Source organism: Flavobacterium haoranii (assembly GCF_009363055.1).
Taxonomy (GTDB): domain Bacteria; phylum Bacteroidota; class Bacteroidia; order Flavobacteriales; family Flavobacteriaceae; genus Flavobacterium; species Flavobacterium haoranii.
Window position 1 is genome coordinate 61,882 of the sequence record NZ_CP045292.1, and the last position, 23,070, is coordinate 84,951.

At 31.5% G+C, this 23,070-nt stretch carries 15 protein-coding genes, 1 tRNA gene and 1 pseudogene; 16 read left to right on the forward strand and 1 reads right to left on the reverse strand.

Annotation, left to right across the window (positions count from 1 at the left end):
• Window positions 1-19: 19 nt before the first annotated feature.
• Window positions 20-775: a sulfite exporter TauE/SafE family protein gene (locus GCU34_RS00305; protein ID WP_072780936.1), complete on the reverse strand. Its 756-nt coding sequence runs from the start codon at window positions 773-775 to the stop codon at window positions 20-22.
• A 192-nt stretch (window positions 776-967) separates the two neighbouring features.
• Between GCU34_RS00305 and GCU34_RS00310 the strand changes: the two genes are divergently transcribed.
• The 16 genes and pseudogenes from GCU34_RS00310 to GCU34_RS00385 all read left to right on the forward strand — a co-directional run bounded on the left by GCU34_RS00310 (window position 968) and on the right by GCU34_RS00385 (window position 23,064).
• Window positions 968-1,052 (forward strand) — tRNA-Ser (locus GCU34_RS00310).
• A gap of 263 nt (window positions 1,053-1,315) precedes the next feature.
• On the forward strand, window positions 1,316-2,557 hold the full coding sequence (locus tag GCU34_RS00315; protein WP_072780933.1) for a site-specific integrase: 1,242 nt from the start codon (window positions 1,316-1,318) through the stop codon (window positions 2,555-2,557).
• Window positions 2,558-2,600: 43 nt separating this feature from the next.
• Window positions 2,601-2,927 (forward strand): DUF6660 family protein, encoded by a 327-nt coding sequence (locus GCU34_RS00320; protein WP_227658696.1) that lies wholly within the window; start codon window positions 2,601-2,603, stop codon window positions 2,925-2,927.
• A gap of 97 nt (window positions 2,928-3,024) precedes the next feature.
• Window positions 3,025-7,341 (forward strand): CusA/CzcA family heavy metal efflux RND transporter, encoded by a 4,317-nt coding sequence (locus GCU34_RS00325; protein ID WP_072780926.1) that lies wholly within the window; start codon window positions 3,025-3,027, stop codon window positions 7,339-7,341.
• 11 nt (window positions 7,342-7,352) lie between these two features.
• Entirely contained in the window at window positions 7,353-8,621 is a 1,269-nt protein-coding gene (locus tag GCU34_RS00330) for an efflux RND transporter periplasmic adaptor subunit (RefSeq protein WP_072780924.1), read from the forward strand.
• Window positions 8,622-8,643: 22 nt separating this feature from the next.
• Window positions 8,644-9,009 (forward strand): DUF3703 domain-containing protein, encoded by a 366-nt coding sequence (locus GCU34_RS00335; protein WP_072780921.1) that lies wholly within the window; start codon window positions 8,644-8,646, stop codon window positions 9,007-9,009.
• Window positions 9,010-9,015: 6 nt separating this feature from the next.
• Window positions 9,016-11,007: a heavy metal translocating P-type ATPase gene (locus GCU34_RS00340; RefSeq protein WP_072780918.1), complete on the forward strand. Its 1,992-nt coding sequence runs from the start codon at window positions 9,016-9,018 to the stop codon at window positions 11,005-11,007.
• 71 nt (window positions 11,008-11,078) lie between these two features.
• Window positions 11,079-11,435 (forward strand): hypothetical protein, encoded by a 357-nt coding sequence (locus GCU34_RS00345; protein ID WP_072780916.1) that lies wholly within the window; start codon window positions 11,079-11,081, stop codon window positions 11,433-11,435.
• A 186-nt stretch (window positions 11,436-11,621) separates the two neighbouring features.
• Window positions 11,622-11,963 (forward strand): heavy-metal-associated domain-containing protein, encoded by a 342-nt coding sequence (locus GCU34_RS00350; RefSeq protein ID WP_072780912.1) that lies wholly within the window; start codon window positions 11,622-11,624, stop codon window positions 11,961-11,963.
• Between the two features lie 126 nt (window positions 11,964-12,089).
• Window positions 12,090-15,913, forward strand: a pseudogene (locus GCU34_RS00355) (efflux RND transporter permease subunit).
• Window positions 15,906-17,126, forward strand: coding sequence for a TolC family protein (locus GCU34_RS00360; protein WP_072780907.1), 1,221 nt, complete (start codon window positions 15,906-15,908; stop codon window positions 17,124-17,126). Before GCU34_RS00355 ends, GCU34_RS00360 begins: the two are co-directional and overlap by 8 nt.
• 2 nt (window positions 17,127-17,128) lie before the next feature.
• Window positions 17,129-18,904: an efflux RND transporter periplasmic adaptor subunit gene (locus tag GCU34_RS00365; RefSeq protein ID WP_072780904.1), complete on the forward strand. Its 1,776-nt coding sequence runs from the start codon at window positions 17,129-17,131 to the stop codon at window positions 18,902-18,904.
• Window positions 18,905-18,923: 19 nt separating this feature from the next.
• Window positions 18,924-19,658 carry a DUF3347 domain-containing protein gene (locus GCU34_RS00370; RefSeq protein WP_227658697.1) on the forward strand — a complete coding sequence of 245 codons (735 nt, stop codon included), beginning with the start codon at window positions 18,924-18,926 and terminating at the stop codon, window positions 19,656-19,658.
• Window positions 19,659-20,108, forward strand: coding sequence for a heme-binding domain-containing protein (locus GCU34_RS00375; protein WP_072780901.1), 450 nt, complete (start codon window positions 19,659-19,661; stop codon window positions 20,106-20,108).
• Between the two features lie 28 nt (window positions 20,109-20,136).
• Window positions 20,137-22,437: a multicopper oxidase domain-containing protein gene (locus GCU34_RS00380; protein ID WP_072780898.1), complete on the forward strand. Its 2,301-nt coding sequence runs from the start codon at window positions 20,137-20,139 to the stop codon at window positions 22,435-22,437.
• 150 nt (window positions 22,438-22,587) lie between these two features.
• Window positions 22,588-23,064: a DUF305 domain-containing protein gene (locus GCU34_RS00385; protein ID WP_072780895.1), complete on the forward strand. Its 477-nt coding sequence runs from the start codon at window positions 22,588-22,590 to the stop codon at window positions 23,062-23,064.
• Window positions 23,065-23,070 lie beyond the last annotated feature (6 nt).

Sequence of the window (23,070 nt, forward strand, 5' to 3'; positions counted from 1 at the left end):
TTGAGAGCCTTTTTTTATGTTAATTAAAGAACCAAAGTTTTATAGCTAGAATACTTACGGTAACTATTAAAAATCCTTTAATAACAGTATCATCCTTTTTTACGCTCCATCTACTTGCAACCCAAGCTCCAGATGTGTTTCCAATTGTTAATATAAAAGCAACTGGATAATTAATTTTATTTTCCAAAGCAAATACGATTACTGCACCCACTGTATAAAATGCAACTACGAATACTTTTGTAACATTTGATTTAAGTAAAGACAAACCGTTAACGTAAGGAAGAATTACCAGCATTAAAAATCCAATTCCAGCATTAATAAATCCACCGTATATTCCTAGAAAGAAAAATATTACGGTGGTTATATAAAGATGTTTACCTGTTAATCGTTCTTCATTTAATTTAATTCTTTTTGCAGGATTAAGGATTAAAGTAACCAATACCATTAGCATTATTACGGCAAGAACTTTGTTGAAAGTTTCATTAGATATATTAACAGCTAATTTAGCGCCAATAAAAGCTCCTAATAAAGCAGAAATTCCTAAATACAGACTAAATGGGTAAGTGGAAACTCCTTTGCTTTTAAAACCTTTTACAGCAGCTAAAGTTTGAAATAATATGGCAATTCTGTTGGTTCCATTTGCAATTGGTGCTGGTAATCCCATGAATAAAAGTGTGGGTAAAGTAATTAAAGTTCCGCCACCAGCAATAGTATTTAGAAAACCTGCTAGGAATCCAATTGGAATTAACCAAAGCATTTCAAAAGAAATATCCATTTTTGTGTAAAAAATTGGTTGCAAAAGTATTGAAATAAATGAATACTAAAAAAACAATATTTTATTTAAAATGAATCTGCTTGAAATTCAGTTAATTGAAATTTAATTGAAATTTTTTTTGAAAAAACTTTTTGTAGCTTAAAAAAGGTTTATATATTTGCACTCGCAATCAGGAAATGATAGCAACTTATTGGAGAAATGGCAGAGTGGTCGATTGCGGCAGTCTTGAAAACTGTTGACTGTAACAGGTCCGGGGGTTCGAATCCCTCTTTCTCCGCGAGCTGAAAAGCAAACGGTACTAAAACCCGCTAAATTCAATGATTTAGCGGGTTTTTTCTTTTAAGTCTATACCAAATTATTCATTAAATCTCAAAGTTTAGGTGTCTTTCAAGGTGTCACTAAAAAATTAGAATTTCAAGTGACTCCTCGCAACGAAAACACCACTACTACAAGGTGTTCAATAACATATTCAAAAAATGTACATCTTGTGTGTAGTTATTAAATCGAATAAATTTAATACTAACTTTAAGGTCACCAACAATGAACACAGCAGTAGCAATTCTCTTCTACATCAAGAGAGCAAAAGTTAACAATTTAGGAGTTTGTCCAATCTACACCAGAGTAACGGTCAATGCTAAACGATTTGAGTTTAGTACCAACAAATACATTAATCCCGATAAATGGTCCTCAGAAGGTAGCAAAGTAAAAGGCACTAATGAAGAAGCTAGAACAATCAATAGTCATCTTGATTATCTAAAAAATCAAGTTTTAGAAGCAGAGAAGAAACTATTCAAAAAAGACATTAGTATAACTTCAGAGAATTTAAAAAATGAATTATTTGGTTTTTCCGAAACCAAGCGTATGCTCGTTCCCATCTTCCAAGACCATAACAACAAAATAAAAGAATTGGTTGGAAAAGAATACGCTCCAGGAACACTGGAACGCTACACTACTTCATTGAAACATACTATCGAGTTCATGCAATGGAAATACAACGTTTCTGATATCGATATTACAAAGATAGATCATGCCTTTATAACCGATTATGAATTTTGGTTACGAAGCGTAAGAAACTGCGCTAATAATACAGCGGTGAAATACATCAAAAACTTCAATAAAATTATCAAGATATGTTTGGCCAATGATTGGTTGGATAAAAATCCATTTGCAAACTACAAATCCAAAGTCAAAGAAGTAGAACGTGTGTACCTCAACGAAGACGAGATTCAAACTATAATAGAAAAAGACTTTAAAACAGAGCGATTATCTTTAGTTCGCGATATTTTCCTTTTCAGCTGCTTTACAGGTTTAGCCTATATAGATGTCAAAAACTTAACGAAGTCGCATATAAGCTACGGTATTGATGGCGAGCAATGGATTTTTACTCACAGACAAAAAACAGAATCAGCTTCAAAAATCCCAATACTTCCGGTGACACAAATTATTATCGATAAATATGAAAATCATCCACAATGTTTAAATGAAGATAAACTACTCCCTATCCTGTCCAACCAAAAAATGAATGCCTATCTAAAAGAAATAGCCGGTGTTTGTGAAATCGAAAAAGAACTAACCTTTCACATTGCCCGACATACATTTGCAACTACAGTAACGCTTACAAATGGTGTTCCTATTGAAAGCGTAAGTAAAATGCTGGGGCATAAAAATTTGAGAACTACTCAACATTACGCTAAAGTATTGGATAGAAAAGTAAGTGAGGATATGAAAATTTTGAAAGATAAATTTAGTTCTAGTTTTAAGTTGAATAGTAAAGAAGCATAAAAAAAAGTAAAAATTAAAAATTAATTTTACTACTTTTACAGCTGTGAAATTTTTAAACTACATATTATCTCTGTATTTAGTAGTACTTTCATGTTTGCCATGTGCAGATGTGGAAGCAACTAGTTTTACGCACACTTCTAGTAAAATAGACACAAACCACGAAAATCATTCACACGATAAGGAAAATGACGCTTGTTCTCCTTTTTGTGTTTGTAATTGTTGCAGACAAAGTGTTTTATCTTATGTTCCTACAATAGTTTTTAATTTTCATACTCCAACAGTAGAAATTCAAACGCTAAACTCCATTTACAAATCTAATTTGTATTCCAATTTCTTTGGGAGTATTTGGCAACCACCTCAAATAGTATAATGAAGCCCGAGTAATTTCGGGTTAGAAACTTGTGTTTTTACCACAAATTATGGCAAATTTTTAATTTGCTAATTTCTAATTCATTATAATATTTTCAATGTTAGACAAAATCATACAATTCAGTATAAAGAACAAATTCGTTATACTACTTTTTACACTTGTGTTAGTAGCTTGGGGAAGCTATTCAATAAAACAATTACCACTTGACGCATTACCAGATGTTACTAATAATCAAGTGCAAATTATTACAAATGCACCTACTTTAGCCAGTCAAGAAATTGAGCAACTCATTACATATCCATTAGAGCAATCTTTAAAAACAATTCCAAAAGTTATAGAACTGCGAAGTATTTCTCGTTTTGGACTTTCTGTTGTTACTGTTGTTTTTAAAGATGATGTAGATATTTATTGGGCAAGGAATCAAATTTTTCAACGAATAAGTCAAGCCAAAGAAAATATCCCAGCTTATGCAGGTTCTCCAGAAATGGCTCCCATTTCAACTGGTTTAGGAGAAATATTTCAATACGATGTATATGCTAAAAAAGGATATGAAGATAAATACGATGCAATCAAATTAAGAACTATCCAAGATTGGATTATCATTCCACAATTACAAGGGATTGAAGGTGTTGCAGAAGTTGCTACTTGGGGTGGTAAATTAAAACAGTTTGAAATAGCTGTTAAACCAAATACTTTAAAGAGTTTAGATGTAACCATAACTGAAATTTTTGAAGCTTTAGAAAAAAACAACCAGAATACTGGGGGTGCATATATAGAAAAAGATCAAATGACCTACTTTATTCGTGGTGTAGGTATGGCAACCGGAAGTAAGGATTTAGAAAATGTTGTTGTAAAAAACAGAAACGGTGCACCTGTTTTAATTCGTGATGTAGCTTCAGTTAATGAAGGATATGCTATGCGATATGGAGCAGCTACAAAAGATGGTAAAGGTGAAATTGTTTGTGGAATGGCATTAATGCTAAAAGGAGAAAATTCTAAAGCAGTTGTAGAACGAGTGAAAGAAAAAATGGCTCAAATCAACAAAACACTTCCTGAAGGAGTCGTTGCAGAAGCTTTTATCGACCGTGGGAAATTAGTAGATAGTGCCATTGGAACAGTTACTAAAAATTTATTAGAAGGTGCATTAATCGTAATTTTTGTATTGATTTTATTTTTAGGAAATCTTCGTGCAGGACTAATCGTAGCTTCGGTAATTCCTTTGTCAATGCTATTTGCAGTTATTTTGATGAATCATTTTGGTGTTAGTGGAAACTTAATGAGTTTAGGTGCTATCGATTTTGGAATTATTGTCGATGGTGCAGTAATTATTGTGGAAGCCACAATGCATCATTTACAAAAACTCAAGAGACAAAAGAACTTAACCCAATTAGAAATGGATAGTGAAGTATATAAATCTGCTTCCAAAATTCGTAATAGTGCAGCATTTGGAGAAATAATAATTTTAATTGTGTATTTACCAATATTAGCATTAGTTGGAACCGAAGGTAAAATGTTCAAGCCAATGGCAATGACGGTAGGATTTGCAGTAATTGGAGCTTTCGTACTTTCTTTAACTTATGTACCTATGATGAGTGCAATGTTCTTATCTAAAAACACCGAGCATAAAGAAAACTTTAGCGATAAAATGATGGCATGGTTTGAAAAAATATACACTCCATTTTTAGACAAAGCATTACAAATCAAAAAAGTAGTTTTAGGAATTGCTGTCGGATTATTTGTAATGGCATTAGTAGTTTTCCAAAATATGGGAGGTGAATTTATACCTACAATCGAAGAAGGAGATTTAGCTATTAATGCAACGATAATGACAGGAAGTTCATTAACGCAGATGATTGAAACAACTACTAAATACGAAAAAATTCTAAAAGCAAAATTTCCAGAAATTAAAACTATTGTTACAAAAATTGGTAGTGGTGAAATACCAACAGACCCAATGCCTATTGAAAGTGGTGATTTAATTATTGTTTTAAAAGATAAATCAGAATGGACTTCTGCTGATAATTGGGAAGATTTAGCCAATCTAATGAAAGAAGAAATGGAAGTTATTCCTGGTGCTAATATTGAAGTTTCCCAACCCATACAAATGCGTTTTAACGAATTAATGACGGGTAGTAGAAGTGATATTGCTATAAAGATTTTTGGGGATGATTTGGAAATATTAGATGTAAAAGCTAAACAATTAATTTCAAAAGTCAATAAAATTGAAGGTGTGGGTGATTTAAAAGCCGATAAAGTAACAGGTTTACCACAAATTACAATAAAATATGATTATGATAAAATAGCTTTATATGGACTAAATATAACAGACGTAAATAAGATAGTCAGAGCTTCTTTTGCAGGTGAAAGTGCAGGTAAAATTTATGAAGAAAGCAAACGTTTTGATGTTGTAGTTAGAATGAATGCTGAAAATCGTAGTGATATTTCAGATGTATCTAATCTTTTTATACCATTACCAAGCGGCCAACAAGTTCCACTGTATCAAGTAGCTTCTGTAGAATACGAGCAAGGACCAGTTCAGGTTTCTCGTGAAAATGGAAAGCGAAGAATAACCATAGGATTAAATGTACGTGGTCGTGATGTAAAAAGTGTTGTTGAAGAAATTCAACAAAAATTAGAAACAAATTTTGAACTTCCAGCAGGATATTATATAACTTATGGAGGTCAATTTGAAAATTTAGTAGAAGCTAACAAACGACTTTCTGTAGCCTTACCAATTGCATTGGCATTAATCATGGTATTGTTATTCTTCACATTCCATAGTATGAAACTAGCGTTATTAATTTTTACAGCTATTCCATTATCAGCTATAGGTGGTGTTTTTGCTTTATGGATGAGAGGAATGCCATTTAGTATTTCAGCTGGTATTGGTTTTATTGCTTTATTCGGTATTGCAGTACTAAATGGAATTGTACTAATCTCCTTTTTCAACCAATTAAAATTAGAAGGAATTACAGACCCACTTCAAAGAGTTTTAATCGGAACAAAAACCAGACTTAGACCAGTATTAATGACAGCAACAGTTGCTTCATTAGGTTTTTTACCAATGGCCTTATCAACCAGCGGTGGTGCGGAAGTTCAAAAACCATTAGCAACGGTTGTTATTGGTGGCTTATTTTCGGCAACCTTACTAACCTTAATCGTTCTACCTATTCTTTATTTATTAGTTGAGAAAGGTTTTAAAAAAAGAAAAAAAATGTCAAATTCAATCATGACCCTAATCGTATTATTTATTAGTACGTTTTCATTTGCTCAAAACAGCAAACCCATAACTTTAGAACAAGCTATTACAATGGCTAAAACCAATAATATGGATTTAAAAATTGCCGATAAGGAAATTGAAAAACAAACAGTTCTTAAGAAAACAGCTTTTCAAGCAGATCCTTTGCAAATTGAATACATGGGTGGACAATACAATAGTGTAGATTATGATAATAATGTAAGTATTCAGCAATATTTTCCAATTGGTGGAAATACAAAAGCAAACAGACAGCTTCAGGAAGAATTAGCAAAATTGGCTGAAAAACGAAAGGCTTTATCTGAATATGAAATTGAAAAAGCGGTAACTATTGCTTACTATCAATATTTATATGGTATTTCAATCCAAAAGCTAAATGACGAATTGTATGATGTGTATTCAAAATTTCTAAAAAATGCAGAACTTCGTTTTAAAACAGGTGAAAGCGGAAACATAGAAGTAATTAGTGCAAAAGCTAAAGTAAAGGAAATAGAAACCTTAAAAGAACAAATGCTTCTTGATTTAGTAATCTACCAAAAACAGTTACAGTATTTTATACAGACAAATGAAGATATACTTCCAGAGAGTACAACTCCTTTAAAATATATACATGCAGCTGCTTTAAATGAAAATAAGGTAGAAACATTAGTAAGTGATTATTATACCCAACAAGCAACGGTTTTTGAAAAAGAATCAAATGCTTTTAAGAAATCTAGAGCACCAAAATTAGGCTTGGGTTACTTTGGTCAAACATTAAACAAAGAATCTTATTTTCAAGGATTTACTGTTGGTTTGCAAATTCCTTTGTTTAGCGGTGCAAATACAGCTCGTGCTAAAGCTTCTGAAATAAGTATATCGCAATCGCAATTAGAATTTGATAAAACAAAATTAACTTTAAAACTGCAAAAAGAACAATTAGTAAACCAATTTTCTAAACAAGAAAAAGCAATTCAATATTTTGAAAAAGAAGGGTTAAAATATGCAGAACAGATAATCACTACTGCTCAAAAAAGTTATGCCAATGGCGATATGAGTTACTGGTCTTACATCAGTTTCTTAAATCAAGCCATTGATATTAAAAAGCAAAATATCGAAGCAGTAAACGCTTACAATCAAAGTGCTATTCAAATGCAATTTCCATCTTTCAATAACAATTAATACTCACGACAATGATCAATATATCTTTAAAACCAAATTATAAAATAGGTTCAATTTTTAAAATATTTCTTCTTTCTTCTTTCCTTTTGATTCTAAACTCATGTGGAGAAAAGAAAACAGAAGAAGAACATGAAGAAGAAAAATCGGAAACAGAAGTTGCATTAACAACAGCTCAATTCGAAACCGTGGGCATTGAAATGGGTAGTATTGAAATGAAAAACCTCAATACAATCATCAAAGCCAATGGTTACACAACTGTTCCACCTCAAAACCGAGCAGATGTTTCAACCTTAATTGGTGGAGTGGTAAAAGACATCTTTGTATTAGAAGGTACTTATGTAGCAAAAGGAAAAACTTTGGCTACACTTCAAAACCTTCAAGTGGCAGAAATGCAAGAAGATTACAATGCTGCTGTAGCAAATATTGAATATTTACAATTAGAATACAATCGTCAAAAAACTTTGAGTGAAGAAGATGTAAATCCTCGCAAAGTATTTCAAGAAGTAAAAGCTAAATTGGCAACTGAAAGAGCAAGAGCACAAGCAGCCAAAAACAAATTACAAGCATTAAATGTAAGTCTATCAGGGAACTCTTCTATCATTCCTATCATTGCTCCTATAAGTGGTTATGTGGGTAAAATAGGCATTACAAAAGGAGCTTTTGCAGACACAGGAATTACTCTTTTTGAAGTAATTGACAACAAACGAATGCACCTCGATTTGAACGTTTTTGAAAAAGACATGAGTAAAATTTCTATTGGTCAAGAAGTTGATTTCGTACTAACCAATCAATCGAATAAAGTCATTAAAGGAAAAATATTTGGTATTAACAAATCCTTTTCAAACGAAAGTAAATCGGTTGCAGTACATGCCAAGATTAATGAAAATGACACAAAAGATTTAATTTCTGGAATGTATGTGGCAGCTAATATTAACATTACAAATCAAACGGTTCAAGCATTACCTAAAGACGCAATTGTAAGAAACGGAGATAAATATTATATTTATATGCAAGAAGAACATACAGAAGAAACTCCAAAAGCAAAAAAAGAAGCACACGTTCATAAAGAAGGAGAAGCACATAATCATGACGAAGAAGCTACCGAAAAAGAACACGACGAAGTACACTTTAAAGCAATTGAAGTAGTTCCTGGAACAACCGATTTAGGATATACTGAAGTTAAATTAGTAGATGAAATTCAAACAAATGCAAAAATAGTTGTAAAAGGAGCATTCTATTTATTAGCAGCTTCAAAAGGTGGTGGAGAACACGTTCATTAATAATTTATAACAAAAAATAGAGATGAAAGTAAATACCAATATGCCTACAAAATTGAAACCTTTTTATAATGCTGAACTAGAATTAGCAAAAAATAATTTTAAGGAAAATAATTTACAAAAGTCTTGGTTTCATTTAGAAAGAGCACACATAATCGGACAAAAATATCCGTATGAACATACATTTGTCCATTGGAAAATGTTACAGTTTGGATTTAAAATTAAAAATGCCAAAGAAATTTTTGGTCAAATACCAAGATTACTAGTAGGTGGTGTAAAATCATTTGTGGGTCACATTCCTGTCGGAAATACAGGTGGTGCAAATGTTCCACCATTAAGAGCAATGGAAATTCCTGAAGACATTCAAAAAATATTAAACGTAAACACTTAGATTACTATGACAGATAAAAAATCACACCAAATAGAAGACGTTGCAGAATGCTGTAGAATTGAAGAAAAAATCAATAAAGCAGAAGAGGAACATGCAGAAGATGATGGACATGATCATGACCATACTTCTAAAGAAAAATCTACCTTCCAATTATTTTTACCAGCAATAATAAGTTTCGGGTTATTATTGTTGGCTATTGGTTTTGATAATTATTTTACCCAATCTTGGTTTGTGGGTTGGGTTAGAATAGTTTGGTATGTTGCAGCCTATATACCAGTCGGACTCCCAGTTATAAAAGAAGCCATACAAAGTATTCGTAAAAGTGATGTATTCTCTGAATTTTTACTAATGTCTATTGCTACTATAGGGGCTTTTGCTATTGGTGAATATCCTGAAGGTGTAGCGGTAATGCTATTTTATGCCATTGGAGAAATTTTTCAATCATTGGCAGTACAAAGAGCCAAAAGAAATATAAAATCATTATTAGATCAAAGACCTGATGAAGTTACTATTATAAAAAATAATATAGCCAAAACAATAAAAGCCGAAAGTGCTAAAATTGGAGATATAATCCAACTTAAAGCTGGAGAAAAATTAGGACTAGATGGTGAATTAATATCAGATAAAGCTTCCTTCAATACAGCAGCTCTTACGGGAGAAAGTAAACCAGATTCAAAACTAAAAGGAGAAACAGTTTTAGCAGGAATGATTAATTTGAATTCGGTTTCTCAAGTTAAAGTAACAACAGCTTATACAGATAGTAAATTATCAAAAATTCTTGAAATGGTGCAAGAAGCAACATCTAAAAAAGCTCCAACCGAATTATTCATTAGAAAATTTGCTAAAATCTACACACCTATTGTGGTGTTTTTAGCAATTGGAATATGTTTAGTGCCAATGCTTTTTGTAGAAAATTATGTTTTTAACGATTGGTTGTATAGAGCTTTAATTTTCTTGGTAATTTCATGTCCTTGTGCATTAGTTATTAGTATTCCATTAGGATATTTTGGTGGAATTGGAGCAGCTTCTAAAAACGGAATCCTTTTCAAAGGAAGTAATTTTTTAGACGTAATGGCTTCTATTCAAAACGTAGTGATGGACAAAACAGGAACCATGACAGAAGGTGTTTTTAAAGTACAAGAAGTAGTTTTTAAATCGGAATTTGACCAAAAAGAAATACTTCAATTAGTAAACGCTATTGAAAGCCAAAGTACACATCCAGTAGCTACAGCTATTCATGATTTTGTTGGAGAAATAGATAGTAAAATCAGTCTTAAGGAAGTTAAAGAAATAGCTGGACACGGTTTAAAAGCTAGTGCAAATGGTAAAGAACTTTTAGTGGGAAACTTTAAATTAATGGATAAGTTTTCTATTAAATATGATATTGATCCATCAAGTATTGTGTATACACTGATTGCAGTGGCGTATGATAATAAATTTGTCGGTTACTTAACCATTGCAGATAGTATAAAAGAAGATGCACAGCGAACTATCGATAAACTAAAAGTATTAGGAATCAAAACTACTATGTTAAGTGGAGATAAAAATAACGTGGTACAATTTGTGGCTCAAAAATTAGGAATTACAAATGCGTTTGGTGATTTATTACCAGAAGATAAAGTAAATAAAGTCAAAGAAATTATAGCTAAAAACCAAACAGTAGCTTTTGTAGGTGATGGTGTTAATGATGCACCAGTAGTCGCTTTAAGCAATGTGGGTATAGCAATGGGAAGTTTAGGTAGTGATGCAACAATTGAAACGGCTGATGTAGTAATTCAAGACGATAAACCTTCAAAAATTCCAATAGCAATAAACATTGGAAAACAAACCAAGAAAATTGTTTGGCAAAATATCACTTTAGCTTTTACAGTAAAAGCGATAGTTCTAATTCTAGGTGCTGGTGGTTTAGCTACGATGTGGGAAGCGGTTTTTGCCGATGTAGGAGTCGCTTTATTAGCAATATTAAACGCTGTTAGAATACAAAGAATGAAGTTTTGATTGTATTATTAACATTTTCTTTATAAAAATTAATTTATTTTGATTAACTTTGATACGTTTTTTAACAAAAAATGAAAAAGTCATACATCATAATAATATTGCTTTTAGGTATATTTTTTATTCCTAACAGCTCTTTTGCATGTGGTAGTGACAATCAACAATCTTGTGAAAAAGAAGTTTCTACTTCTAATACAAAAGAAAAAAGCTGTTGTGACAACAGCATGGATGATGAAGGATGTAATGGAAGTTGCGGACACTCAAATTGCACAACAACTTCTTCTGTTAGTTTCATTGCTTTTTTCTTTAATGAAATAGAATTTACAAATAATAATTTTGATTTTTCTACAAGTAAAACAAAATTTTACCATACTGTAAACTTACCGTCAGATGGTTATTCTTCTATATGGCTTATACCTAAAATAAGCTAAATTTAAAATTTGACAGCCATACTTATGTCAAATTTATAGCATTTGCTATTTTTTATAACAGACTTTTGAATCTTAAATTATCATGTTTAACATGCTTATTTAATTTATCATAGCTGCTATTCAATTTAAATTTATTTCAAAAAATCATTCAAGAAAAATTCTTTTTGAATACTAAAATCATATAAAATGAAAAAATCATTAGTAAAAATAATGATAGCAATCACAGTATTGTTATCTACCACTATAAATGCACAAACAAAAAACACAAAAACGGAGGAAATTAAAGTTTCAGGGAATTGTGGAATGTGTAAAAAAACGATAGAAAAAGCAGGAAACATCAATGATATTGCTACAGTAGTATGGAACAAAGAAACTAAAATAGCAACAGTAACATACGATGAATCTAAAACAAATAAAGAAGAAATAGCAAAGCGTATAGCTATAGCTGGATATGATTCAGAACTTGCCAAAGCAAAAGATGAGGATTACGACAACCTTCCGGGTTGTTGTCAGTATGACCGCGAGTAATTGTGCTTTAATCAGTTGTAATTAACCTATTCCTCTAGAGCAAAAAAACTTTAGAGGAATATTGAAAACTTGATTGCCAAAATATTTGGTAAATAATATTTCTATGGTTATAAATTTTATATTCAGATGTTAAATAAAATAATTAAATATTTCCTTGAAAATAGATTAGTAACTGTTCTTATTCTGATGGTTCTAATTTTATGGGGTATTTCCACAGCTCCGTTTAACTGGAAAATACCTTTCCTTCCTTCTGATTCAGTTGCGGTTGATGCTATTCCAGATATTGGTGAAAATCAACAAATTGTTTTTACACAATGGCAAGGTAGATCACCACAGGATATTGAAGACCAAATCTCTTATCCTTTGACTACTTATTTATTAGGTATTCCAGGTGTAAAATCCATTAGAAGTAATTCTATTTTTGGTTTTTCAAGTATTTATATAATCTTCGATGATGATATTGAATTCTACTGGTCTAGATCCAGAATACTTGAAAAATTAAATTCATTACCTAATAGTTTATTACCTGAAAATGTAAAACCATCACTTGGACCAGATGCAACAGCATTAGGGCAAGTGTATTGGTACACAGTTGAAGGAAGAGATAAAGATGGAAATCCAACAGGTGGATGGGATTTACAAGAAATTAGAACAGCACAAGATTTCTATATTAAATATGGATTAAATGCTGTGCAAGGAGTTTCAGAAGTAGCATCTATCGGAGGTTTTGTAAAAGAGTACCAAATAGACGTTAATCCTGATGCATTAAAAGCTTACAATATTAGTTTGATGCAAGTAATGACTGCGGTACAAAAATCAAATAAAGATGTTGGTGCAAAAACTATTGAAATTAACCAGGCCGAATATTTAGTTAGAGGTCTTGGATATGTAAAAAAAGTAGAAGACATTGAATTGGCTGTTGTTGCAGTTAAAGATAATGTTCCAATAAGAATAAAAGATATAGGTGTAGTTGCATTAGGACCCTCAACTAGAAGAGGAATTTTAGATAAAGGTGGTGCTGAAGTGGTTGGTGGTGTTGTCATTGCACGATATGGCTCTAATCCATTAGAAGTAATTAATGGTGTAAAATCTAAAATTAGTGAAATTGCATCTGGTTTACCTAAAAAAACATTAGCTAATGGTGTTGTAAGTCAATTAACAATTGTTCCTTTTTATGATCGAACAGATTTAATTCATGAAACAATAGGAACGTTAGAAACAGCACTTTCTCATGAAGTTCTAATCAGTATTATTGTTGTTTTGCTTTTAGTTTTTAATTTAAGAGCCTCTTTAATAATTTCCAGTTTATTACCCGTTGGTGTTTTAATGACTTTTATTGTCATGCGTTATGCTGGTGTAGATGCAAATGTTGTTGCATTATCCGGTATTGCTATTGCTATTGGAGTAATGGTAGATGTTGGAGTCGTCTTTGTCGAAAATATTATTCGACATCTCGAAATGCCACATAATGAAGGGGCAAAAGGGGCAAAACTTATGCAAGTAATTTATGAAGCAACTACTGAAGTTGTTTCTGCTATTACAACTGCTTTAGCAACTACGGTAGTTAGTTTTATTCCTGTTTTTGCAATGGAATCTGCCGAGGGTAAATTGTTTAGACCATTAGCATTTACTAAAACCTTTGCTCTTTTAGGAGCTTTTGTACTTGGAATTGTAGTGCTTCCCTCTTTAGCTAATTATTTATTTGGGATTGATTATGATAAAAAAGAATAAAACGTTTCTGGTCATATGTATTTATTTCAGGAGGTATTTTATTAAGTATTTATTTCAAAATTTGGATTCCATTGGGATTAACTTTTATGGGTATGTATGACTTGTTCAATCACAGAATTCCTCAAAAATTCCAAACCTATACAAAACATTTTAATTTAGCAATAGTATTATTTATTGTTTCTTTTTTCCTTACGGAAGAATGGATGCCATTAGGCCCGCAAATAAGTATTATAGGTAATTATCTATTTGTAATTGTTTTGTTAGGAATAATAATAGGTGCACTCCTATATATTGTAAGTTCCTACGAAAAAGTACTTCGTTGGTGTTTAGAAAATAAGGGCAAATTCATGTTATTACCAATGATAACATTACTATTCGGTTTGTTGGTATGGATAGGTTTTGAAAGTACGTTTGGTTTTGTAGCTAAAGGATTTGATAAATTAGGTTGGAATATTAGAGAAACTAAAGCATGGTCAGTTCCATCTCATACTTTTCCAGGCATTGGTTCCGAGTTTATGCCAACGCTTAACGAAGGTAGTTATTTATTAATGCCTACATCAATGCCTCATGCAGGTGTAGAACAAAACAGAAAAGTGGTTGGTCAATTAGATATGATTTTGAATCATATTCCCGAAGTCGATATGGCTGTTGGTAAATTAGGACGTGTAGAAAGTGCTTTAGACCCTGCTCCTATTTCTATGTATGAAAATATTATCAATTATAAACCAGAATTCATTTTAGATCCTGATGGGCATCGAATGCGATTTAAGACAGACAATAAAGGACGTTTCATTACAAAATCTGGTGATAGTCTTTCACATGATGAGGCTTTAAAACAGGCTATTTCGATTAAAAACCTTATTCCAGATGATGATGGTACTTTCTATAGAAATTGGCGAGATATAATTCAATCACCAGATGATATTTGGAATGAAATTGTAAAAGCATCAAAGATACCTGGTGTTACATCAGCTCCTAAATTACAACCTATCGAAACTCGTTTGGTTATGCTTCAAACAGGAATGAGAGCACCTATGGGAATAAAAGTTTTTGGTCCCGATTTAAAAACTATTGAAGAATTTGGATTAGAATTAGAAGCCATTATTAAAGAAGTTCCTTCTGTAAAAAGCGAAGCTGTTTTTGCTGATAGAATCGTAGGAAAACCTTATTTACATTTAAATATTGATAGAGAAAAAATTGCTCGATTTGGCTTAAATATAGAAGATGTTCAACAAGCTATTGAAACAGCAATTGGAGGAATGAAAATTTCTTCAACTGTTGAAGGAAGAGAACGCTATCCTATAAGAGTTCGCTATCCTAGAGAATTAAGAGATAGCCCTGAAGCATTAGGAAAAATATTAATAGCTACTCCTACTGGCGCACAGATTCCGTTAGGTCAATTAGTTCAGTTTGAATATAAAAAAGGACCTCAAGCCATTAAAAGTGAAGATACTTTTCTGGTTGGTTTTGTCTTATTCGATAAAAATGATGGCTATGCCGAAGTTGATGTAGTAAATGATGCTCAAAAAGCAATTCAAACTAAAATTGATTCAGGCGAATTGGTAGTGCCTCAAGGTGTAAATTATAAATTTTCAGGAAGTTATGAAAATCAAATAAGAGCAATGAAAAGACTTTCAATTGTAATTCCTATTTGTTTAATCGTTATCTTTTTATTACTTTATTTTCAATTCAAGACTGTTATTGCATCGTCAATCCATTTCTCTGGAGTATTTGTTGCATTTGCAGGTGGATTTATAATGCTATGGTTATACGGACAAGATTGGTTCATGAATTTTGCTGTTGCAGATGTAAACATGCGCGATTTATTTCAAATGCATCCCATCAATTTAAGCGTTGCCGTTTGGGTAGGTTTTATTGCATTATTTGGTATCGCTACCGATGATGGAGTAATCATGGGCTCTTATATTCATCAAGTTTTTGAAGAGAAAAATCCTCAAACCATTACTGAAGTTCGAAATGCAGTAGTAGAAGCCGGTAAAATGAGAGTTAGACCTGCTGTTATGACAGCAGCGACAACAATTATTGCTTTGCTTCCTGTTTTAACCTCAACAGGGAAAGGTTCAGATATTATGATCCCAATGGCTATTCCAACTTTTGGAGGAATGACCATTCAAATTATGACCATGTTTGTAGTGCCAGTATTACAAGCGTATTGGAGAGAAACAGTAATTAAAAATAAAGAAAAGAGAAATGCGTAAAATACTAATAATATCAATTCTATTTATGGCATATAATGTTGTAGGGCAATCTATAAACGACTATTATACTATTGCGGCAGAAAATAATCCTGAATTAAAAGCAAAGTATAAAGAGTTTGAAGCAGCCATGCAAAAAATACCACAAGTGAGTTCTTTGCCCGATCCTAATCTTTCAATGGGGTATTTTATTTCACCCGTAGAAACAAGACTTGGCCCTCAAAACATGAGGTTTTCACTAACTCAAATGTTTCCTTGGTTTGGTACTTTAAAAGCTCAAAAAAATGCAGCAACTTTAATGGCAGAAAGTAAATACCAAGCCTTTTTAAATGCTAAAAATCAATTGTATTCTCAAGTTGCTACTGCTTATTATCCTTTGTATGAGCTATTAAAACTAAAAGATATTGAACAAGAAAACATCAAAATTCTAGAATCATACAAAAACATTGCCAATGCGAAATTTGAAAATGGTAAAGGAAGTTTAGTAGATGTCTTGCGTGTGGATATTATGATAAAAGATGCTCAAACTAATTTAGAAATTTTAAATAAAAAAGAACCCGCATTAACATCTTGGTTCAACAGTATTCTAAATAGAAAGTATGATGAAAAAATTGTTGTTTCTAAAAAAATAGAAACAATAGAATTACCCATAGAATATCGTAAAGATTCAATAGCTACTAACCCTATACTACAAGAACTAGAATTAAAAAAGCAAGCTTCGGAAGCTACAATTGAAGTAGCCAGAAAGCAAGGTTTGCCAAAATTAGGTGTTGGTTTAGATTATGTTTTTGTAGGTAACGGAATGAATAATTTTCCAGATTCGGGTAAAGATGTTATTATGCCTATGGTTACAGTTAGTTTGCCCATTTTTAGAAAAAAATACGACGCAGCAGTTACCGAAGCAAAATTAATGCAGGAAAATTATTCTTTTCAAAAAGAAGCTTATGAAAACAAATTGAACGGAACCTATTACAAACTTGTTTTTGAATTGCAAAAAGAAAGAGATTTGTTAAAATTATATGAAGGACAAGTAATAACACTATCCAAAAGTTTAAGTCTATTATTTGCCTACTACAGTAACGCCAATAAAGATTTTGAAGAAGTATTACGTATGCAACAAGAGCTTTTAAAATATCAAAAATTGCAATTGTCAAGTATAAGTACTTTTCATGTAAAATTAGCAGAATTAGATTATTTAACCGCAAAACAATTTTAATCATGAACATAGATAAAAAAACAAAAATACTATTAGCAGTAACTTTATTAGTTGGGCTATTATTAGGAGCTTTGTTATTTGGTGGAAGCTCTGAAGAAAAAGATGAAAATAAAACAGATGCTTCATCAAAAACAGAAACATGGACCTGTTCTATGCATCCACAAATTAGACAGCCAGAACCAGGTGATTGTCCTATATGTGGAATGGATTTAATCCCGTTAGAAGCTGGTAATGAAGATATTGACCCAGACGCAATTAGTATGTCGGAATCAGCCATGATTATTGCAGGAATTTCTACTTATAAAGTAGGAAATACCGATGGTGTTAAAGAAATTTCACTTAATGGAAAAGTTGAAGTTAATGAAAGAACCGTTTATAGCCAATCATCACATATACCTGGTCGAATCGAAAAAATTCAAGTTTCGTTTGTAGGTGAATATGTAAAAAAAGGTCAAGTAGTAGCTTATGTGTATTCTCCAGAGCTAGCTAGTGCACAACAAGAACTTATTGAAGCCTATAGTGTAAAAGAAATTCAGCCACAATTATTTGAATCGGTAAAAATGAAATTGAAAAACTGGAAAGTTTCAGACGCTACCATAAACAGTATTATTTCTTCAGGAAAAACACAAGATAGATTTCCTATTTATGCTGATGTTTCAGGATATATTATTAAGAAAAATGTAGAGCTTGGCGATTATCTTCAAAAAGGGCAAACCTTATATGATGTTGCTGATTTGTCAACCGTTTGGGTACTTTTTGAAATTTACGAATCGGATATGAGTTGGGTTAAAAAAGGAAATAAAATTAACTATACAGTAGCATCTTTTCCAGGAGAAACATTTTCAGGAACAATTGCATTTATTGACCCATTTATAAACCCAATGACACGAATCGCGAAGGCAAGAGTTGAGGTAGCTAATTCTGGATTAAAATTCAAACCAGAAATGTTTGCAACGGGTACTTTAAAAACTAAAGTAGTTGGCAATAAAGCGACATTAAGTGTTCCTAAATCAGCTGTAATGTGGACAGGAAAACGCTCTATTGTTTATATTAAAAATGAAACCGATAAGGGAATAACATTCAAACTACGTGAAGTGACATTAGGACCATTATTAGGAAATGACTACATAATTGAAGAAGGTTTAAAAGTTGGTGAAGAAATAGTAGCAAATGGTACTTTTAATGTAGATGCAGCTGCACAATTAGCAGGAAAACCTAGCATGATGAATCTTGAGGGCGGAAAAGTAAATACAGGCCACAATCATGGGGATTCTTCTATGCCAATGAATGAAGATAAAAAAGCAGCATTAAAAGCAGACAAAACAACGATTAGTGCAGAAGCCAAAAAGAGCTTACAACCATTATATAAAGATTATTTTGAATTTAAAGATGCCTTAACAAAAGACGATTTTAATTCAGCTAAAAAAGCTTTGTTAGCATTTGAAAAATCTTTTAATAAAATAAACATGAGCGTATTTAAAGGAGAATCTCATAAAGTATGGATGAATTATCAAACAGAGTTGAAAAAACAGACACTTCATGCTACACATATTAAAAACATTAAAGAATTAAGAATGACTTTTGAACCTATATCAAATGTTATGATAGCAATGACAAAAGCTTTTAATCCTTTAACTGAGAGTGCATACGTTCAGTTTTGTCCTATGGCTAATAGTGATAAAGGTGCAAATTGGTTAAGTAAAGAGAATAAAGTAGTTAATCCATATTTTGGAGCTTCAATGATAAAATGTGGAGAAGTAAAAGAAACAATTAAATAAATTAATAAATTTTTAAATCATGAAAAAAGTAATCGGAATTTTAGCAGTAGCGTTATTAAGCGTAACAATCTCTTGTAAAGACAACAAACAAGAAGATCAAAAAGAGGAAATGCATAATGAAATGAGTGATAATCATACAAAATATGCATGTCCAATGAAATGTGAAGGAGATAAAATGTATGATAAAGCAGGTTCATGTCCAAAATGTGGAATGGATTTAGAAGCTGTTGAAGCACATGATCATTCAGAGATGAATCATGAAGAAGGACATGACCATGGTAATAGCGAAAGTACAGAAAGTGAAATCACTCAAAACAATTCAAAAAACACTGCTACTTCAGCGATACTTGATGCTTATTTTGAAATCAAAAATGGTTTAGTAGCAGACAGTAAAGAGAAAACAGCAAATGGAGGAAATTCTCTTTTAACAGCTATTTCTAAATTTGATATGTCAAAATTATCAGGTGAAACACATAAAGAGTATATGGAAATTGCAGAAAGTGCAAAAGAACATGCAGAGCATATTGTAAAAAGTCCTATCGATCATCAAAGAGAGCACTTCGAAGCTTTAAGTATAGATATTACAGATATAGTAGCACTTCTTGGAACAGATAAAGTTGTGTATCAAGATTTTTGCCCAATGGCAAATAATAATAAAGGAGCATCTTGGTTAAGTGAAGTGAAAGAAATTAAAAACCCATATTTTGGTTCAAAAATGCTAAAATGTGGAACTATAAAAAAGCAAATTAACTAAATGAAAATTTCTAAAATCATCTTACTGATTTTACTGATTGTGTTTGTGGGAATTCAATTTATTCCCACAAAACGCAATCAAAGTGAAAGTGTACCCAATACTGATTTTATGATAGTTAATAATGTGCCTAATAATATTAAAGCTACATTACAAACTTCTTGTTACGATTGCCACAGTAATAACACGTCCTATCCGTGGTACAATACAGTACAGCCTGTAGCTTGGTTTTTAGAAAATCATATCGAAGAAGGTAAAGCAGAATTAAACTTTAGTGAATGGGATAACTACTCAAACAGAAGAAAAAAAAGTAAATTAAAATCCATTGTTAGTCAAATTAAAGATAACAAGATGCCTTTAAGTTCGTATACATTTATTCATAAAAATACCATTATTTCAAATAATCAAAAAAAAGAAATTATAGCTTGGATTAATGAAATAGACACTAATTGAATGAAATTATAATTATAAAACAAAAACTATGACTAAAATTAAATATATTATTATCTTATTATTATTTACTTTAAATTCAATTTTTGGTCAATCAGAGGAAGGAAATATAGACAATTTACCAGTGCATGAATATACCATTACTTTAAAAGAAGAATTGGTTAGTAAAGCTGGAAAACAGGTAAAAGGAATGACAGTTAACGGTACAATACCTGGGCCAACTTTAGAGTTTACAGAAGGTGAATATGCTGTGATTTACGTTAAAAATGAAATGAGTGTAGAAACTTCTGTACATTGGCACGGGTTGCTATTACCTAATTTTTACGATGGAGTTCCTTATTTAAATACTCCTCCCATAGAAGCAGGTCAGACACAAAAATATGAGTTTCCAATTAAACAATCTGGTACATATTGGTATCATTCGCATACCATGTTACAAGAACAAAGTGGTGTTTATGGATCCATTGTCATTAAACCTAAAACCAAAATTTTAAACTATGATAAAGATTTGGTTTTAGTTTTATCTGATTGGACAAATGAAAAGCCAATGAATGTTTTGAGAAACTTAAAACGAGGTAACGAATGGTATAACATCAAAAAAGGGACTGCTACTCCATTAAATCAAGTAATTGCACGTGGAGGTTTTAGTGCTCAATTAAATTTTTGGAGACAAAGAATGGAAAGTGCTGATATTGCAGATGTTTATTATCCAGCATTTTTAATTAATGGTAAGCAAAGTATTGAATATCCAGAATTTAAACCAGGTGAAAAAGTACGATTGAGAATTATTGACGGTTCAGCCTCAACATCTTTTTGGATGACTTTTGGAGGTGAAACACCACTTTTAGTTGCTGCTGATGGTAATGATGTTGTGCCAGTTAAAAAGAATAAAACATTTATTGCAGTTGCAGAAACCTATGATTTTATTGTAATTATTCCAGAAAGTGGGAAAATTGAATATAAAATCACTGCACAAGATGGTTCTGGAACTGCAACAGCATATTTAGGTAAGGGAACTGTTTTACCAGCAACGGAAATTCCAAAACCAGATAAAATTGGCATGATGAAAAAAATGTCTAAAATGAAAATGAAAATGGGTGCGCATGCCTTAAAATTCCAACCCAACAAGGACGAGCGTTTTGAAATGAAAGACGAGTACGGAATGCACATGGAAGGAATGTCTGGAATGAATATGGATAAAATGGAAGGAATGAAAATGGACAACATGAAATCCAAAGATTCTATGAATATGAATCATTCTAAAATGGACGGAATGAAAATGGAAAATGACGATAAAATGCAAGGAATGGATATGTATGCAGAATATAATTACGATTACTTAAAATCTCCAGAAAAAACAAATTACGATAAAAATGTTCCTGTAAAAGAAGTATTGTTGAATCTTACCGGAAATATGAATAGATACATTTGGAGTTTAAATGGTGTACCTTTATCTGAAGCAGATAAAATCAAAATAAGTAGTAAAGAAGTCACGCGTATCACTTTTAATAATCTTACGATGATGCACCATCCTATGCATTTACATGGTCATTTTTTTAGAGTTATTAATGAAAATGGTGATTATTCTCCCTTAAAACATACCGTTAATGTTCCACCAATGCAAAAGGTGGTCATTGAATTTTATGGAAATAATGGTGATGAGTATGGCGATTGGTTTTTTCATTGTCATATACTTTATCACATGATGGGTGGAATGGCACGAATAGTTTCTTATGATACACCTAGAAATCCAAAAATGAAGGAATACCCAGAACAAAAATTAATTAACGAAACAAATAAATGGTATTCCTGGGGAATGATTAATGCAGCATCCCATACAACTGGATTTAATTTAATGACATCAAATTTAAGAAATCAATTTAATGCTTCACTTGAATATGGTTGGAATAAAAATTTAGAAACTGAATTTACTTATGAACGTTACCTACACGATTATTTAAGAGTTTTTGGAGGTGTTAACATCGAAAATGAAAATGAAAAAAGTTTAGACCAATTTAAAACAACTGCTGTTGCTGGTATAAGGTTTTTAACTCCTTACTTATTTAGTTTGGACGCTAGGATTGACAATGAATTGAGACCTAGATTTTCTTTAGGAAGAAGTATAATGATTTTTCCTAAATTGTCTATTTTCGGATATTATGAATACCAATTAGATTTAGGAATTGTAAATAATCTTCCATCAAATAGAAACTATAGTTCTGAAACAGTATGGAGTGCAGGTGCATCATACATACTATCAAGAAATTTTTCAGCATTTAGTAGTTATGATAATCGATTCGGTGTAGGTGTTGGGCTAATGACTAGGTTTTAAATCTAAGCAATAGTATTAAATAGTAAATTGATTTTTTCATAATAACGTAACTATAAAAACAAAATCAATTTAAAATATAAAAAAAGCAAAATGTTATAATTTACTTCACTTCTAATGCACTAATTTTAAATAATATAAAATAAATAAATCATGGAACACACTACACAACATTCAAAGAAAAATCCCTATCCGAAATTTGCTATTATAATAGCAGTATCTTTTGTAATTATGTATTTAGTAATGTTTTTAAACGTTGCCGAATTCGATCATATTTTCAACAGTATTACTAGAGTTTACATGACAACATTAATGGTGTCTTCAATGGCAATTAGTATGCTATTATTCATGTGGAAAATGTATCCCAATAAAAAACTAAACTACAGTATTATAGTCTTTTCTACAATCACTTTTTTAGGAACTTTATTACTATTAAGAACTCAAACTCCAATAAGTGATATTCAATGGATGAAAGCGATGATTCCACATCATTCCTCAGCCATTATGACTAGTAGTAATGCAAGTTTTAAAGATCCTGAGGTACAAAAATTGGCAAATGACATAATTGAAGCACAAGAAAAAGAAATCAAACAAATGAAAGAAATGATTAACCGTCTAGAAAATAAATAATTCTTC

Excerpts from the sequence above, each read along its gene's own strand:
- GCU34_RS00360 (WP_072780907.1), top strand. The coding sequence starts at position 15,906 with ATGCGTAAAATACTAATAATATCAATTCTATTTATGGCATATAATGTT.
- GCU34_RS00365 (WP_072780904.1), top strand. The coding sequence starts at position 17,129 with ATGAACATAGATAAAAAAACAAAAATACTATTAGCAGTAACTTTATTA.
- GCU34_RS00380 (WP_072780898.1), top strand. The coding sequence starts at position 20,137 with ATGACTAAAATTAAATATATTATTATCTTATTATTATTTACTTTAAAT.
- GCU34_RS00330 (WP_072780924.1), top strand. The coding sequence starts at position 7,353 with ATGATCAATATATCTTTAAAACCAAATTATAAAATAGGTTCAATTTTT.
- GCU34_RS00305 (WP_072780936.1), bottom strand. The coding sequence starts at position 775 with ATGGATATTTCTTTTGAAATGCTTTGGTTAATTCCAATTGGATTCCTA.
- GCU34_RS00375 (WP_072780901.1), top strand. The coding sequence starts at position 19,659 with ATGAAAATTTCTAAAATCATCTTACTGATTTTACTGATTGTGTTTGTG.
- GCU34_RS00350 (WP_072780912.1), top strand. The coding sequence starts at position 11,622 with ATGAAAAAATCATTAGTAAAAATAATGATAGCAATCACAGTATTGTTA.
- GCU34_RS00315 (WP_072780933.1), top strand. The coding sequence starts at position 1,316 with ATGAACACAGCAGTAGCAATTCTCTTCTACATCAAGAGAGCAAAAGTT.
- GCU34_RS00335 (WP_072780921.1), top strand. The coding sequence starts at position 8,644 with ATGAAAGTAAATACCAATATGCCTACAAAATTGAAACCTTTTTATAAT.
- GCU34_RS00325 (WP_072780926.1), top strand. The coding sequence starts at position 3,025 with ATGTTAGACAAAATCATACAATTCAGTATAAAGAACAAATTCGTTATA.
- GCU34_RS00385 (WP_072780895.1), top strand. The coding sequence starts at position 22,588 with ATGGAACACACTACACAACATTCAAAGAAAAATCCCTATCCGAAATTT.
- GCU34_RS00370 (WP_227658697.1), top strand. The coding sequence starts at position 18,924 with ATGAAAAAAGTAATCGGAATTTTAGCAGTAGCGTTATTAAGCGTAACA.
- GCU34_RS00340 (WP_072780918.1), top strand. The coding sequence starts at position 9,016 with ATGACAGATAAAAAATCACACCAAATAGAAGACGTTGCAGAATGCTGT.
- GCU34_RS00345 (WP_072780916.1), top strand. The coding sequence starts at position 11,079 with ATGAAAAAGTCATACATCATAATAATATTGCTTTTAGGTATATTTTTT.